We start from the raw sequence: 13,930 nt of genomic DNA, 5'->3' as shown, positions 1-13,930 counted from the left end.
CTAGCCGTTCGTCCTTTGCGAGGGCTAGTCTGTTCCTTTCTTTCGGGAGTTTTTTGATGTCCGCGCCCTCTGTTTTGATTGCCGGTTGTGGTGATGTCGGCAGTCGTCTGGCTACGCAATTGTTGGCCGCCGGCTGGGAGGTGCAGGGTCTGCGCCGTGATGTGTCGCGTTTGCCGGACGGCGTCATTGGCGTCGCTGGTGATTTGTTCAAGGAAGATTGCCCGGAAAACTGGCCATTCGGGGCGGTGGACTATCTGGTGTATTGCGCGGCGGCGACCGATCACGATGAAGCCGGTTATCGTGCGGCTTACGTGCAGGGTTTGCAGAATGTACTGAGTTGGCTGGACGACTACGGGCAGACGCCTGATCGGCTACTGTTCGTTTCCAGCAGCAGTGTGTACGGGCAGCAGGAAGGGGAGTGGGTCGACGAACATTCAGCGACCGTCGCCAGCGGCTATTCCGGGCGAGTGATGCTTGAGGCTGAGCAAGTGGCGCTGAACAGCGGCATCCCGGCGAGCATTGTGCGCCTGACCGGCATTTACGGCCCGGGACGTGAATGGCTGTTGACCCAGGTGCGTCGCGGTTATCGAGTGGCGGTCGAGCCGCCGCTGTACGGCAATCGCATCCATGCTGATGACGCGGCGGGGCTGATGGCGTTTCTGCTGCAGGCGGCTCATCAGGGCAAGCCGTTGCAGGATATCTATATTGGTGTGGACGATGCGCCGGCACCGTTGGCCGAAGTGGTCGCCTGGCTGCGGGAGTATCTGGGGGTTACCGAATGGGCTGACGACGCCAGCGTACGCCGCACTGGCAGTAAACGCTGCAGCAATGCTCGTGCGAAGGCGCTGGGCTGGATGCCGAAATATCCGAGTTACCGCGAAGGTTATGCGGCGATTCTTGAAGGCAAGTGCTGACCTTCTAACGCCACAAACCACTGTGGGAGCGGGCTTGCCCGCGATGGCGGCTTGGCAGTCAACTAAAGTGTTGAGTCTGATGGCCTCATCGCGGGCAAGCCCGCTCCCACAGGGTTATGTGTTGCTCTCAGGCGCGGTTACTGCTTCTCAAGCAACCACTTGCGCTCACCCGGGGTGAACTGCGGCATTTCATCCGCCAGTGCGGTATTCACTGCCTGGAAAATTTCCAGCGCCTTGCCTTTGCGGGCAAAGATCCAGTTGTTGCCCTGGCCGTTGAGCTGCAGCCACATGCTGTCGTGGTCGCTGTTCATCGAGGCGCAGTCGCCTGCCAGGCACAGCGCATAACGGTCGGCGCCGGGCAGGCCGGACACCTGGCCGTCGGCCTGGAATTGCACGGTGTTGCCTTCGCCGTCGCCGCTGGCAATCTTCCAGCTGCCGCTCAGGTAAGCCGAATACAGTGCGCGTTCGAAGCTGGCACCGATTGGCGCGCCTTCCGGTACGGGGATTTGTGCGCGGTCGAACAACTGGTCGGGTTCGTTCTCGGTGGCGGCTTGTTTCATCCGGCCGCCGTCGCGTTTCAGCTCGCTGCCGGAGCTGCCATAGAAGTCGACTTTCCAGGCGCCGGACTGTTCGCCCTGCAGCCGTCCTTCGACGTTCTCGAAACCGTTGGTGTAGCGGGCCTGACCGGCCTTGGTGTTGACGTCCCACTCCAGGTTCGGGCCATAGGCCTGAAGCGCTTCGCGCAGGGGGCCGCCCTTGGCAGCGGCATCGATCGCCACCTGGTTGATCCAGGTGCCGCTGATGTCACGGTCGGCGGGGTCGCTGGCACAGCCGCCGAGGAAAATGGCGAGCAGCGAGAGAGCAAGCGCTTTGCGCATGGTGGAATCCTTTCAAAACCTTTTCTTTACCGCAGAGCAGTCGGCGCAGCGGTTGAAGGCTGCGCCGTGTGCATTACTCGATGACGAGGATGGCATCCATTTCGACTTGCGAACCCTTCGGCAGGGCTGCAACGCCGATGGCGGCGCGGGCCGGATAAGGCTGGTCGAAGTATTTGCCCATGATTTCGTTGACCTTGGCGAAGTGGCTCAGGTCGGTGAGGAAGATGTTCAGCTTGACGATGTCCTTGAACGAACCACCGGCAGCTTCAGCTACGGCTTTGAGGTTCTCGAACACCTGGACGGTCTGGGCTTCGAAGCCTTCAACCAGCTCCATGGTCTTTGGGTCCAGAGGAATCTGGCCCGACATGTAGACAGTGTTGCCGGCCTTGATCGCCTGGGAGTAAGTACCGATGGCGGCCGGGGCCTTGTCGCTGGTGATAACAGTCTTGGTCATGTATGACTCCTTGTTAGGTGTGAATTAGGCACGCATGCGGGTGATGCGGATGACCCCGGTCAGGGCGCGCAGTTTCTTGATCACGCGGGCCAGGTGCACACGGTCGTGGACGCTGACCACCAGTTGGACGACGCTGATGCGGCCATCGCGCTCGTCCATGCTGATTTTCTCGATATTGCCGTCGGCCGCGTTGACACTGCTGGCCAGCAGGGCGATCAGGCCGCGCTGGTGCTCCAACTCGACGCGCAGCTCGACGTTGAATTCGCCGGTGACATCCTTGGCCCACGAGAGCTGGATGCATTTTTCCGGGTTGTGCCGGATTTCGCTGATGTTGCGGCAGTTGTCCAGGTGCACGACCATGCCTTTGCCCGCCGACAGGTGGCCGACAATCGGGTCGCCCGGGATCGGCGTGCAGCACTTGGCGTAGCTCAGCACCAGCCCTTCGGTGCCGCGAATCGCCAGCGGCCCTTCCGGACTCGGCAGCTGCTCGCCTTCGCCGAGCAGACGGCGCGCCACGACATAGGCCATGCGGTTGCCCAGGCCGATGTCTTCGAGCAAATCTTCGATCAGTTCCAGACGATATTCGGCGAGCATTGCCTTGACGCGCTCGGCCGGGATCTTCTCCAGCGCGCTGTCGAAACCGTTGAGCACTTTGTTCAGCAGGCGTTCACCGAGGCTGATCGACTCGGAGCGGCGCTGCAGTTTCAGCGCATGACGGATGTGCGTGCGTGCCTTGCCGGTGACCACGAAGTTGAGCCACGCCGGGTTCGGCCGTGCGCCGGGCGCGCTGACGATCTCGACCGTGGAGCCGCTTTGCAGCGGTTCGGACAGCGGTGCGAGGCGGCGGTTGATCCGGCAGGCAATGCAGCTGTTGCCGACATCGGTGTGTACCGCGTAGGCAAAGTCGACCGCCGTGGAGCCTTTGGGCAGCTCCATGATCCGGCCTTTGGGCGTGAACACGTAGACCTCGTCCGGGAACAGGTCGATCTTCACGCTCTCGATGAATTCCAGCGAGTTGCCGGCACGTTGCTGCATTTCCAGCACGCCTTTGACCCACTGACGGGCGCGGGCGTGAGTGCCTTTCGGCTGCTCGTCACCGCTGGATTTGTACAGCCAGTGGGCGGCAATGCCGTTGTTGGCCATCTCTTCCATTTCGCGGGTACGGATCTGGATCTCGATCGGTACGCCGTGCATGCCAAACAGCGTGGTGTGCAGCGACTGATAGCCGTTGGCCTTGGGAATCGCGATGTAATCCTTGAAGCGCCCCGGCAACGGCTTGTACAAATTATGCACGGCACCCAGCACGCGGTAGCAGGTATCGACCTTGTCGACGATGATCCGGAACGCATAGACGTCCATGATCTCGTTGAAGGCCCGACGCTTGCCGCGCATTTTCTTGTAGATGCCGTAGAGGTGTTTCTGGCGTCCGCTGACTTCGCCCTGGATGCCGTCGATGGCGAGGCAATGGCCAAGGGATTCTTCGATCTTGTTGACGATTTCCTTGCGGTTGCCCCGGGCGCGTTTGACCGCCTGGTAAATCCGCGCGGAACGCATCGGGTGCATCGCCTTGAAGCCGAGGTCTTCGAACTCGATACGAATCGCGTGCATGCCCAGCCGGTTGGCGATGGGCGCGTAGATTTCGAGGGTTTCCTTGGCGATGCGGCGGCGTTTTTCCCCGGACAACACCTCCAGCGTGCGCATGTTGTGCAGGCGGTCGGCGAGTTTGACCAGGATCACGCGAATGTCGCGTGCCATGGCCATGGCCATTTTCTGGAAGTTCTCGGCCTGGGCTTCGGCCTTGGTCTCGAAGTTCATCTGGGTCAGTTTGCTGACCCCGTCGACCAGTTCGGCCACGGTTTCACCGAACTGCGCTTGCAGCGCTTCTTTGGCGATACCGGTGTCTTCGATCACGTCATGCAGCATCGCCGCCATCAGGCTCTGATGGTCCATGTGCATGTCGGCAAGAATATTCGCCACCGCAAGCGGATGCGTGACGTACGCCTCGCCGCTGCGACGGCGCTGACCGTCATGGGCTTGTTCGGCGTAGAAATACGCTCGGCGGACCAGGTTGACCTGGTCGTTGCCGAGGTAGGTCGATAAGCGATCGGCGAGGGCGTCTATGCTCGGCATGATGACTCCTGCCGTAGGCTGTGTTCCCGCGCCGTGCTACGTCGACCAGGCATAGGCTTAGACGGCCTCGTTGGACTCGTCCTCGAAAGCAGCGAAGAGCGGTTCATCCTGGACGATTTCCTGCTCGGCGATGAACTCGTAGCTCATCAGGCCTTCAGCGATTTCACGCAGGGCGACAACGGTCGGCTTGTCGTTTTCCCACTGGACCAGTGGCTCTTTGCCGCCGGTGGCCAGTTGACGGGCACGCTTGGTAGAGAGCATGACCAGCTCAAAGCGGTTTTCCACGTGTTCTAGGCAGTCTTCAACGGTTACGCGGGCCATGGTATTCCTCGGAGCGAATGCAATATGCGCGCTGCCCGGTTGGGCGAGCGGACTCAACAGTTTAAAAAATCACCAGCGATTAGGGAAGCGCTGATTTTTTGACCAGACCCTTCAACGCGCTGCAGGCACCAATGTAAAGCGCTTGCAGCGGTTTTGGGAAGTGCTGATTAACCCAGCAATTCAGCCAGCAATCTGCCGAAACGCACTTGCTGGCGCTTCTGCTGCAGCTGATTGGCACGGAAAATCGCTTTCAGATCGTCCAGCGCGTGGGCGAAATCATCGTTGATGATCAAGTAATCGTATTCGACGTAGTGGCTCATCTCGCTGACCGCTTCGCGCATCCGGCCGTCGATGATCTCGTCGCTGTCCTGGCCACGGTTGGTCAGGCGCTGGTGCAGGGCCTGCAGCGACGGCGGCAGGATGAAGATCGAGCGGGCTTGCGGCATCAACTTGCGGACCTGCTCGGCGCCTTGCCAGTCGATCTCCAGAATCAGGTCGTGGCCTTCGTCCAGCGTCTGCTGCAGACGGCTTTGCGAGGTGCCGTAGAAGTTGCCGAAGACTTCGGCGCGTTCGAGGAAGTCGCCGTGCTCGCCCATCTTCACGAACTCTTCGCGGGTCACGAAGTGATAGTTCACGCCATCCACTTCGCCCGGGCGCATGGCGCGGGTGGTGTGGGAAATCGAGACGCGGATTTCCGGGTTGGTGTCGGTCAACGCCTTGACCAGGCTGCTCTTGCCCGCGCCCGAAGGGGCGGAAATGATGTACAGGGTGCCGGTGTGGTGGGTCATGTCTGTAGCCTTACTCAATATTCTGCACTTGTTCGCGCATCTGCTCGATCAACACCTTGAGGTTGACGGCGGCCTGGGTGCTGCGCGGGTCGAAGGCCTTGGAGCCCAGTGTGTTGGCTTCGCGGTTGAGTTCCTGCATCAGGAAGTCGAGGCGCCGGCCAGCAGCACCGCCGGACTTGAGCACTCGGCGGACTTCAATGATGTGGGTGCTCAGACGATCCAGTTCTTCGGCCACATCGCTCTTTTGCGCGAGCATGACCATCTCCTGTTCCAGACGCTGCGGATCCAGTTCGGCCTTCATGTCGGCGAAGCGGTCGAGGACTTTCTGGCGCTGGGTCGCGAGCATCTGCGGCACCAGTTCACGCAGGGTCACGACGTCTTCTTCTATGGAAGTCAGGCGCTCGTTGATCAGGCGTGCCAGCTCCGCGCCTTCGCGCTCGCGGCCGGCCTTGAGTTCCTTGAGACCTTGATTGAACAACGCCAGCGCATCGGCATTCAGCGCCTGTGGATCAGTCGCGTCGGCCACCAGTACGCCGGGCCAGGCCAGCACTTCCAGCGGGTTGAGTGCTGCCGGGTTCTTGATCAGGCCGGCAACGGTTTCGGCGGCGGCGACCAATTGCGCGGCGCGCTCGCGGTCGACCTGCAACGGCTTGCCGGTGCTTTCTTCGGTGAAGCGCAGGGTGCATTCCAGTTTGCCCCGCGACAGGCCCTGACGCAGGGCTTCACGCACTGAGCCCTCGAGGTCGCGGAACGACTCCGGAAGACGCAGGTGCGGTTCCAGATAGCGGCTGTTGACCGAGCGCAGTTCCCAGCTCAGGGTGCCCTGGGCGCCGGCTTTCTCAACGCGGGCGAAGGCGGTCATGCTGTGCACCATGGCGGTGACCTCGCAATGCAGATCGGCGCAGAAGGGATGTTCCGCAGGCTCGATATCAATGAATTTAAGCCGACTGGCAGCAAAGGCGCAGGATTGTAGCGCAGTGCGGCGGATGCGCCCAAACACACGGTGTGACAAAGGGCTGCAGGCCGTCGGTTATGTGCGTTTCAGGGCTCTGGGTCGACGGCCGGAATTTTTAACCCGTGCCCAGGCGCGGTGCAGCGCTCTATAATGCTCGGCAGTTTTCCGTCCCCAGTACAGGTATTCCCTATGAAACGTCCAAGTGGTCGCGCTGCCGATCAGCTCCGCTCGATCCGCATTACCCGCAACTACACCAAACACGCCGAGGGATCCGTACTGGTCGAATTCGGTGATACCAAGGTCATCTGCACTGTCAGCGTCGAAAACGGCGTGCCGCGTTTCCTCAAGGGCCAGGGCCAGGGCTGGTTGACCGCCGAGTACGGCATGCTGCCGCGTGCCACTGGCGAGCGTAACCAGCGTGAAGCGAGCCGTGGCAAGCAGGGCGGTCGCACCCTGGAAATCCAGCGCCTGATCGGCCGCTCCCTGCGCGCTGCGCTGGACATGTCCAAGCTGGGCGACGTGACCCTGTACGTCGACTGCGACGTGATTCAGGCTGACGGCGGCACCCGCACCGCCTCCATCACTGGCGCCATGGTGGCCCTGGTTGATGCACTGAAAGTGATCAAGAAGCGTGGCGGCCTCAAGGGCGGCGACCCGCTCAAGCAAATGATCGGCGCGGTGTCGGTCGGCATGTATCAGGGTGAGCCGGTGCTGGATCTGGACTATCTTGAAGATTCCGCCGCCGAGACCGACCTCAACGTGGTGATGACCAGCACCGGTGGCTTCATCGAAGTCCAGGGCACCGCCGAAGGCGCGCCGTTCCAGCCTGAAGATCTGAATGCCATGCTGGAACTGGCCAAGAAAGGCATGAACGAAATCTTCGAACTGCAAAAGGCTGCACTGGCCGACTGAGCAGGTTCGCAACCCGCAAGGATGACGCGATGAGTGACGAGCAAGAGTTGCTGCCAAAACCGAGCCAGGAGGTTCGCCAATGGACGATGTTTTGTCACTTGTCCGCCTTGCTGGGGATCTGGATTCCGTTCGGCAACCTGATCGGGCCGCTGATTCTGTGGCAGATGAAGCGCGAAACTGATCCGTTCATCGACGCTCAGGGCAAAGAGGCACTGAATTTCCAGATCACCGTGGCGATTGCTGCCGCGATCTGTCTGCTTTTGATGGTGCTGATCATCGGCTTCTTCTTGCTGGGCCTGCTGGCCATCGGCGCGCTGGTGTTGACGATCATTGCCGGGGTGAAGGCGAACGAAGGGTTCCCCTACCGTTATCCGTTCACCTGGCGGTTGATCAAATAACGATCAGCACAAATGACCTGTAATCAGCGCGCACAAAAAAGCCGACAGCGATGTCGGCTTTTTTGCATCCACAAATCGACGCTTAGATGGTCAGCGTCCAGTCGTAGTCGACGATCAGCGGCGCGTGCTGCGAGAACCGTGGCTGCCGCGGCAGGCGTGCACTGCGCACGAAGCGTCGCAGGCCCGGGGTCAGGATCTGGTAGTCGAAACGCCAGCCCAGATTCAGCATCTCGGCCTGTTCGTTGTCCGGCCACCAGCTGTACTGATCGCCTTCGCGGCTGACTTCGCGCAGGGCATCGACGTAACCCATGTTGCCGACAATCTCGTCCATCCAGGCGCGTTCTGGCGCCAGGAAGCCCGGGGATTGCTGGCTGTCGCGCCAGTTCTTGATGTCGAGCTTCTGCTGCGCCACGTACAGCGAGCCACAATAAATGTACTCGCGACGTTTACGCCGCTGCTTGTCCAGGTACTTGCCGAAGTCGTCCATGAGCTTGAACTTCTGGTTCAAGTCCTCATCGCCGTTCATCCCCGAAGGAAGCAGCAAGGTGGCAATACTGACTTTGTCGAAATCTGCTTGCAGGTAGCGCCCGTAGCGGTCGGCCGTCTCGAAACCGAGACCGCTGATGACAGCCTTCGGTTGCAACCGCGAATACAAAGCCACGCCACCTTGGGCAGGGACTTCAGCATCGCAGGCATAAAGGAAGTAGCCATCCAGTTGGAAGGCTGGGTCGTCCAGTTCAAAGGCGGAGGCACGGGTGTCCTGCAGACAGATGACGTCGGCATTCTGAGCTTGCAGCCAACTGAGCAAACCACGCTCGACTGCCGCCTGAATACCATTGACGTTCACACTGATGATCCGCATAAATGGCCCCAAAAATCGCGTGAGTGTATGATACACGGCGTCAAGCTAATTAGCTAAATCCGTGGTATTTGGGGTTTTTTTCATGCAAGCGTATCAGCGCGATTTCATTCGTTTTGCCATCGATCGCGGCGTTTTGCGCTTCGGTGAGTTCACCCTGAAGTCCGGGCGCACCAGTCCTTACTTCTTCAACGCCGGCCTGTTCAACACGGGCTCGGCCCTGGCGCAGCTGGGGCGTTTCTACGCGGCAGCCATCGCCGAAAGCGGCATTTCTTTCGACGTCCTGTTTGGCCCGGCCTACAAAGGCATCCCGCTGGCGGCAACCACTGCCGTCGCGCTGGCCGAGCATCACGACCGCGACCTGCCGTGGTGCTTCAACCGCAAGGAAGCCAAGGCCCACGGCGAAGGCGGCAGTCTGGTCGGCGCACCGCTGACCGGCGACGTGCTGATCATCGACGACGTGATCACCGCCGGCACCGCGATCCGTGAAGTGATGCAAATCATCGCGTCCCAGGACGGCGCCAAGGCCGCTGGCGTGCTGATCGCCCTGAACCGTCAGGAGCGTGGCAACGGCGAGTTGTCGGCAATCCAGGAAGTCGAGCGTGATTTCGGTATTCCGGTGATCAGCATCGTTTCGCTGAACCAGGTGCTGGAATTCCTCGCTGACGATCCGCAGCTCAAGCAGCATCTGCCAGCCGTGGAAGCGTACCGCGCCCAGTTCGGCGTCTGATGCGCTGCCCTTGTAGGAGCTGCCGAAGGCTGCGATCTTTTGATCTTGTTTTTTGAAAGCAAAACGTCAAAAGATCGCAGCCTTCGGCAGCTCCTACAGGGATTGCAGGCAAAAAAAGACCCCGCTCAGTCAGGCTGAGCGGGGTCTTTTGGTTTCCGCGACGCCTTACGGACGCTTGCGATTGCTGATCAGCGTGCCCACACCGGTATCGGTGAAGATTTCCAGCAGGATCGCGTTCGGTACGCGACCGTCGATGATCAGCGAGCTGCCGACACCGCCCTGAACTGCTTCCAGTGCACAACGGATCTTTGGCAGCATGCCGCCGTAGATGGTGCCGTCGGCGATCAGGTCGTCGACCTGCTGGGTGCTCAGGCCGGTCAACACGGTGCCCGACTTGTCCATCAAGCCGGCGATGTTGGTCAGCAGCATCAGCTTCTCGGCTTTCAGCGCCTCGGCGACCTTGCCGGCCACCAGATCAGCGTTGATGTTGTACGACTCGCCGTTCTCACCGACGCCGATTGGCGCGATCACCGGAATGAAGTTGCCTTTGACCAGCAGATTCAACAGTTCAGTGTTGATCCCGACCACTTCACCGACCTGACCGATGTCGATGATTTCCGGCTGGGTCATCTCCGGAGTCTGGCGGGTGACGGTCAGTTTCTTCGCACGAATCAGCCCGGCGTCTTTACCGGTCAGGCCGATGGCGCTGCCACCGTGACGGTTGATCAGGTTGACGATGCTTTTATTGACCTGGCCGCCGAGGACCATTTCCACCACGTCCATGGTCGCCGCGTCAGTGACGCGCATGCCATCGACAAAGTGGCTTTCGATCGACAGGCGCTTGAGCAGATCACCGATCTGCGGGCCGCCGCCGTGAACCACCACCGGGTTGATGCCCACGGCTTTCATCAAGACGATGTCGCGGGCGAAGCCGGTTTTCAGCTCCTCGCTTTCCATCGCGTTGCCGCCGTATTTGATCACCAGGGTCTTGCCGACATAACGTCGGATGTAAGGCAACGCTTCGGACAGAACCTGGGCGGTATGGGCGGCGGCTTCGCGTTCGAGGGTCATTCAGGGCTCCGGGTGAATCAGAACGGTAGTTGGAGATCAGGTGCAACGCGTTTCAGTTGGGTGTGGAACACCGCCTTGATACGCGCAAGTTCTGCCTCGTCATCGGCCTCGAAACGCAGCACCAGCACCGGTGTGGTGTTGGAGGCGCGCACCAGGCCCCAGCCTTTGGCGTAATCGACTCGCACGCCGTCAATGGTGGTCAGGTCAGCGCCTGGGCCCCACTGTGCGTCGTGCAGTGCATCAATGATGCTGAATTTGCTCTCTTCGGTCACATGGATATTGATTTCTGGCGTAGAAATATCGTTCGGGAAGGTCGCAAACAGCTCTTCGGCGGTGGATTTTTCCTTGCTGAGGATCTCCAGCAGCCGTGCGGCGCTGTAAATACCGTCGTCGAAACCGAACCAGCGCTCCTTGAAGAAGATGTGCCCGCTCATCTCGCCGGCCAATAGAGCGCCGGATTGTTTCATTTTCTTTTTGATCAACGAATGACCGGTCTTCCACATTAGCGGGCGACCACCGTACTCCTTGATCAGCGGCACCAGACGGCGGGTGCATTTGACGTCGAAGATGATTTCCGCGTCCGGGTTGCGCGCCACCACGTCGCGGGCGAACAGCATCAGCAGGCGATCCGGGTAGACGATGCTGCCAGTATTGGTCACCACGCCGACACGGTCGCCGTCACCGTCGAAGGCCAGACCGAGATCGGCGTTGGTTTCCTTGACCTTGGCGATCAGGTCGACGAGGTTCTCGGGTTTGCCCGGGTCCGGGTGATGGTTGGGGAAGTTGCCGTCGACTTCGCAGAACAGCGGAATGACTTCGCAGTTCAGCGCTTCGATCAGTTGCGGGGCGATCACGCCGGCCGCACCGTTGCCGCAGTCGACCACGACTTTCAGGCGGCGGGCCAGTTTGACGTCCTGGACGATTTCGGTGGTGTAGCGGTCAAGGATTTCGACTTGAGTGACGCTGCCCTGACCGCTGGTCAGGTCATTGGTCTTGATGCGCTCGTGCAGCACCTGGATCTGCTCGTTGGCGAGGGTGTCGCCGGCGATCACGATCTTGAAGCCGTTGTAGTTCGACGGGTTGTGGCTACCGGTGAGCATTACGCCAGACTTGCCGGCCAGCACGTTGGCCGCGTAGTACAGCGCCGGGGTCGGAACCAGGCCAACGTCGCTGACATGGCAGCCGCTCTCGGCGATACCGCGGATCAGTTCGGCAACCAGCTCCGGGCCGGACAGACGCCCGTCGCGGCCGACCGACACGTTCGGTTCACCCTGGGCCAGGCTCTGCGAGCCGATGGCGCGGCCAATCCAGTACGCGGTTTCGGCATTGAGGAATTCCGGCACGGTGCCGCGAATGTCATAGGCGCGGAAGATGCTGTCAGGTAGCTTCGGGGCGATCTTGGCTGGGGTGCTCATCTGCACAAATGCTCCATCTCGAAAGTGGCGGGACAGACCGACGATTCACTCGGCGGCAGGCTCAAACTGAAAGGTATGACGGCGTTTTCCACAGAGAGTTCGTGGTGTGAAAGGGCCATGACGCCTCGGCTGGCGTGGCTTTCGGCCGGCAAAACCTTGATTTTCGGTGCTAAACCTTCCGTGTGAATCTGCACAAATTCCCCCTGTAGGAGCTGCCGCAGGCTGCGATCTTTTGATCTTGCTCTTGAAAAACAAAGTCAAAAGATCGCAGCCTGCGGCAGCTCCTACAGGGAGACATTCGGTTATTTGGTGCCGGTATGACCGAAGCCGCCCGCGCCGCGCTCGGTTTCGACGAACTCTTCCACCATTTCGAAGTGCGCCTGTACTACCGGCACCAGCACCAGCTGCGCCAGACGCTCGCCGACGGTCATGGTGAAGTCGCTCTGGCCACGGTTCCAGCAGGAGACCATCAGCGGGCCCTGGTAATCCGAGTCGATCAGGCCGACGAGGTTGCCCAGCACGATGCCGTGCTTGTGGCCCATCCCCGAGCGCGGCAGGATCAGCGCGGCGAGGTTCGGGTCGCCGATGTAGACCGACAGGCCGGTAGGGATCAGCACGGTTTCACCCGGCTTGATCACGATGTCCTGCTCCAGCATGGCGCGCAGGTCGAGGCCGGCAGAGCCTGGAGTGGCGTATTGTGGCAGCGGGAATTCGGTACCGATGCGGGGGTCGAGGATCTTGGCTTGCAAAGCGTGCATGTAAATTAAACCTGGTTCAGACGTTCGGCGATAAAAGTGACCAGTTGGCGAGCGATCTTGCCCTTGCTGGTCTGGGCGAAAACGGTGGCGTGAAGCTCACGGTCGATCACGCTGCAGGCGTTTTCTTCGCTGTTGAACCCGATGCTCGGATTGGCCACGTCGTTGGCGACGATCAAATCGAGATTCTTGTCTTTCAGCTTGCGTGCAGCGTAGTCGAGCAGGTGTTCGGTCTCGGCGGCGAAGCCGACACTGAACGGGCGGTCGGGGCGGGTTGCGATGGTGGCCAGGATGTCCGGGTTACGCACCATTTGCAGGACGAAGCCGTCGCCGCTTGTAGGGTCTTTCTTGAGTTTTTGCGGGGCAACGACTTCCGGACGGTAGTCCGCCACCGCTGCCGAGGCGATGAACACATCACACGGGATGGCGGATTCGCAGGCCGCGAGCATGTCGCGGGCACTGACCACGTCGATGCGGGTGACGCGATCCGGCGTTGGCAGGTGCACCGGGCCGCTGATCAGGGTCACGCGGGCGCCGGCTTCCACCGCGGCTTCGGCCAGAGCAAAGCCCATTTTCCCGGAACTGTGGTTGGTGATGTAGCGCACCGGGTCGATGTTTTCCTGAGTCGGGCCGGCGGTGATCACCACGTGTTTGCCGGTCAGTGCCTGACGCTGGAAGCAGTCCGCCGCACACTGCGCCAGATCGGTGGCTTCCATCATCCGGCCCATGCCGACGTCACCGCAGGCCTGGCTGCCGGAGGCCGGGCCGAAGGTCTTCAGGCCACGGCTTTCAAGCAGTTGCAGGTTGGCCTGGGTCGCCGGATCGCGCCACATGGCCTGGTTCATTGCCGGCGCGATCGCCACTACGGCGTCGGTAGCAAGAACCAGCGTGGTCAGCAAATCGTTGGCGATGCCCTGGGCCAGACGGGCGATCAGGTCGGCGGTAGCCGGGGCGATCAATACCAGATCGGCCCACTTGGCCAGCTCGATGTGGCCCATCGCCGCTTCGGCAGCCGGGTCGAGCAAGTCGAGGTGAACCGGGTGCCCCGACAGGGCCTGCATGGTCAGCGGGGTGATGAACTCGGCGCCGCCATGGGTCATGACCACGCGCACTTCGGCACCCTGGTCGATCAGGCGACGAACCAGATCGGCGCTCTTGTAGGCTGCAATGCCGCCGCCGACGCCCAGAACGATGCGTTTCCGATACAGCCGCTGCATAGGTCTGCCTTTCATTTCGTGGTTGATACGTGGCGAAACCCCCTCCCCAGGGTGAATTCGCCCGCAAAAAAGATGGGCTACGATATCACAGCGACCGCTACGGAACAGCGGCGCCCACAGACAAGGAAGGTGT

General features: G+C 60.8%; 14 protein-coding genes and 1 pseudogene. 4 read left to right on the top strand and 11 right to left on the bottom strand.

All coding sequences use genetic code 11. The features are described 5' to 3' along the window. The first annotated feature begins 56 nt into the window (after positions 1-56). Positions 57-914, top strand: a complete 858-nt coding sequence (locus ACYZUM_RS25755) for an SDR family oxidoreductase (protein ID WP_108184205.1) — start codon at positions 57-59, stop codon at positions 912-914. A 137-nt stretch (positions 915-1,051) separates the two neighbouring features. On the opposite strand, the gene ACYZUM_RS25750 is transcribed toward ACYZUM_RS25755, so the two are convergent. The 6 genes from ACYZUM_RS25750 to ACYZUM_RS25725 form a co-directional block, all read right to left on the bottom strand. Then, positions 1,052-1,792 carry a putative periplasmic lipoprotein gene (locus tag ACYZUM_RS25750; RefSeq protein WP_108184204.1) on the bottom strand — a complete coding sequence of 247 codons (741 nt, stop codon included), beginning with the start codon at positions 1,790-1,792 and terminating at the stop codon, positions 1,052-1,054. Between the two features lie 73 nt (positions 1,793-1,865). Then, complete coding sequence (locus ACYZUM_RS25745) at positions 1,866-2,246, bottom strand: RidA family protein (protein WP_003229509.1); 381 nt, start codon at positions 2,244-2,246, stop codon at positions 1,866-1,868. Between the two features lie 24 nt (positions 2,247-2,270). Further along, entirely contained in the window at positions 2,271-4,376 is a 2,106-nt protein-coding gene (spoT, locus tag ACYZUM_RS25740; RefSeq protein WP_041071922.1) for a bifunctional GTP diphosphokinase/guanosine-3',5'-bis pyrophosphate 3'-pyrophosphohydrolase, read from the bottom strand. Between the two features lie 57 nt (positions 4,377-4,433). Beyond that, complete coding sequence (rpoZ, locus tag ACYZUM_RS25735; protein ID WP_008030604.1) at positions 4,434-4,697, bottom strand: DNA-directed RNA polymerase subunit omega; 264 nt, start codon at positions 4,695-4,697, stop codon at positions 4,434-4,436. 167 nt (positions 4,698-4,864) lie between these two features. Continuing rightward, positions 4,865-5,485 carry a guanylate kinase gene (gene gmk / locus ACYZUM_RS25730; protein WP_041071927.1) on the bottom strand — a complete coding sequence of 207 codons (621 nt, stop codon included), beginning with the start codon at positions 5,483-5,485 and terminating at the stop codon, positions 4,865-4,867. A gap of 10 nt (positions 5,486-5,495) precedes the next feature. Next, a complete protein-coding gene (locus tag ACYZUM_RS25725; RefSeq protein WP_108184203.1) occupies positions 5,496-6,359 on the bottom strand; it encodes a YicC/YloC family endoribonuclease in 864 nt (287 codons plus the stop codon). 270 nt (positions 6,360-6,629) lie between these two features. Between ACYZUM_RS25725 and rph the strand changes: the two genes are divergently transcribed. Together rph and ACYZUM_RS25715 are read left to right on the top strand one after the other, a co-directional pair. After that, positions 6,630-7,352 carry a ribonuclease PH gene (gene rph, locus ACYZUM_RS25720; protein WP_027610407.1) on the top strand — a complete coding sequence of 241 codons (723 nt, stop codon included), beginning with the start codon at positions 6,630-6,632 and terminating at the stop codon, positions 7,350-7,352. A 29-nt stretch (positions 7,353-7,381) separates the two neighbouring features. Next, positions 7,382-7,750 (top strand): DUF4870 domain-containing protein, encoded by a 369-nt coding sequence (locus ACYZUM_RS25715; protein ID WP_473061196.1) that lies wholly within the window; start codon positions 7,382-7,384, stop codon positions 7,748-7,750. 82 nt (positions 7,751-7,832) lie between these two features. Here the strand turns inward: ACYZUM_RS25715 and ACYZUM_RS25710 are convergent, their stop codons facing one another. Continuing rightward, positions 7,833-8,612 (bottom strand): exodeoxyribonuclease III, encoded by a 780-nt coding sequence (locus ACYZUM_RS25710; protein ID WP_007920349.1) that lies wholly within the window; start codon positions 8,610-8,612, stop codon positions 7,833-7,835. A gap of 82 nt (positions 8,613-8,694) precedes the next feature. Here ACYZUM_RS25710 and pyrE point away from each other — a divergent pair, with 82 nt between their 5' ends. Continuing rightward, the gene (gene pyrE, locus ACYZUM_RS25705) at positions 8,695-9,339 is read left to right on the top strand and encodes an orotate phosphoribosyltransferase (protein ID WP_041071932.1); all 645 of its coding nucleotides are present in this window, start codon (positions 8,695-8,697) and stop codon (positions 9,337-9,339) included. A gap of 165 nt (positions 9,340-9,504) precedes the next feature. On the opposite strand, the gene argB is transcribed toward pyrE, so the two are convergent. The 4 genes and pseudogenes from argB to coaBC all read right to left on the bottom strand — a co-directional run bounded on the left by argB (position 9,505) and on the right by coaBC (position 13,797). Further along, entirely contained in the window at positions 9,505-10,410 is a 906-nt protein-coding gene (gene argB, locus ACYZUM_RS25700) for an acetylglutamate kinase (protein WP_003229488.1), read from the bottom strand. 17 nt (positions 10,411-10,427) lie between these two features. After that, positions 10,428-11,804, bottom strand: a pseudogene (locus ACYZUM_RS25695) (phosphomannomutase/phosphoglucomutase); the annotation flags it as partial. 323 nt (positions 11,805-12,127) lie between these two features. After that, positions 12,128-12,583, bottom strand: coding sequence for a dUTP diphosphatase (gene dut / locus ACYZUM_RS25690; RefSeq protein ID WP_003229483.1), 456 nt, complete (start codon positions 12,581-12,583; stop codon positions 12,128-12,130). Between the two features lie 5 nt (positions 12,584-12,588). Beyond that, the gene (gene coaBC / locus ACYZUM_RS25685; RefSeq protein ID WP_108184201.1) at positions 12,589-13,797 is read right to left on the bottom strand and encodes a bifunctional phosphopantothenoylcysteine decarboxylase/phosphopantothenate--cysteine ligase CoaBC; all 1,209 of its coding nucleotides are present in this window, start codon (positions 13,795-13,797) and stop codon (positions 12,589-12,591) included. Between the last annotated feature and the right edge of the window lie 133 nt (positions 13,798-13,930).

This window comes from Pseudomonas sp. m6p, assembly GCF_055760375.1.
The sequence above is the reverse complement of the archived record's forward strand: the minus strand, read 5'-3'. Positions and strand labels throughout refer to the sequence as shown.

Bases quoted from the DNA above. Each gene is read 5' to 3' on its own strand.
- ACYZUM_RS25755 (WP_108184205.1), top strand. From the start codon at position 57: ATGTCCGCGCCCTCTGTTTTGATTGCCGGTTGTGGTGATGTCGGCAGT.
- ACYZUM_RS25750 (WP_108184204.1), bottom strand. From the start codon at position 1,792: ATGCGCAAAGCGCTTGCTCTCTCGCTGCTCGCCATTTTCCTCGGCGGC.
- ACYZUM_RS25745 (WP_003229509.1), bottom strand. From the start codon at position 2,246: ATGACCAAGACTGTTATCACCAGCGACAAGGCCCCGGCCGCCATCGGT.
- spoT (WP_041071922.1), bottom strand. From the start codon at position 4,376: ATGCCGAGCATAGACGCCCTCGCCGATCGCTTATCGACCTACCTCGGC.
- rpoZ (WP_008030604.1), bottom strand. From the start codon at position 4,697: ATGGCCCGCGTAACCGTTGAAGACTGCCTAGAACACGTGGAAAACCGC.
- gmk (WP_041071927.1), bottom strand. From the start codon at position 5,485: ATGACCCACCACACCGGCACCCTGTACATCATTTCCGCCCCTTCGGGC.
- ACYZUM_RS25725 (WP_108184203.1), bottom strand. From the start codon at position 6,359: ATGGTGCACAGCATGACCGCCTTCGCCCGCGTTGAGAAAGCCGGCGCC.
- rph (WP_027610407.1), top strand. From the start codon at position 6,630: ATGAAACGTCCAAGTGGTCGCGCTGCCGATCAGCTCCGCTCGATCCGC.
- ACYZUM_RS25715 (WP_473061196.1), top strand. From the start codon at position 7,382: ATGAGTGACGAGCAAGAGTTGCTGCCAAAACCGAGCCAGGAGGTTCGC.
- ACYZUM_RS25710 (WP_007920349.1), bottom strand. From the start codon at position 8,612: ATGCGGATCATCAGTGTGAACGTCAATGGTATTCAGGCGGCAGTCGAG.
- pyrE (WP_041071932.1), top strand. From the start codon at position 8,695: ATGCAAGCGTATCAGCGCGATTTCATTCGTTTTGCCATCGATCGCGGC.
- argB (WP_003229488.1), bottom strand. From the start codon at position 10,410: ATGACCCTCGAACGCGAAGCCGCCGCCCATACCGCCCAGGTTCTGTCC.
- dut (WP_003229483.1), bottom strand. From the start codon at position 12,583: ATGCACGCTTTGCAAGCCAAGATCCTCGACCCCCGCATCGGTACCGAA.
- coaBC (WP_108184201.1), bottom strand. From the start codon at position 13,797: ATGCAGCGGCTGTATCGGAAACGCATCGTTCTGGGCGTCGGCGGCGGC.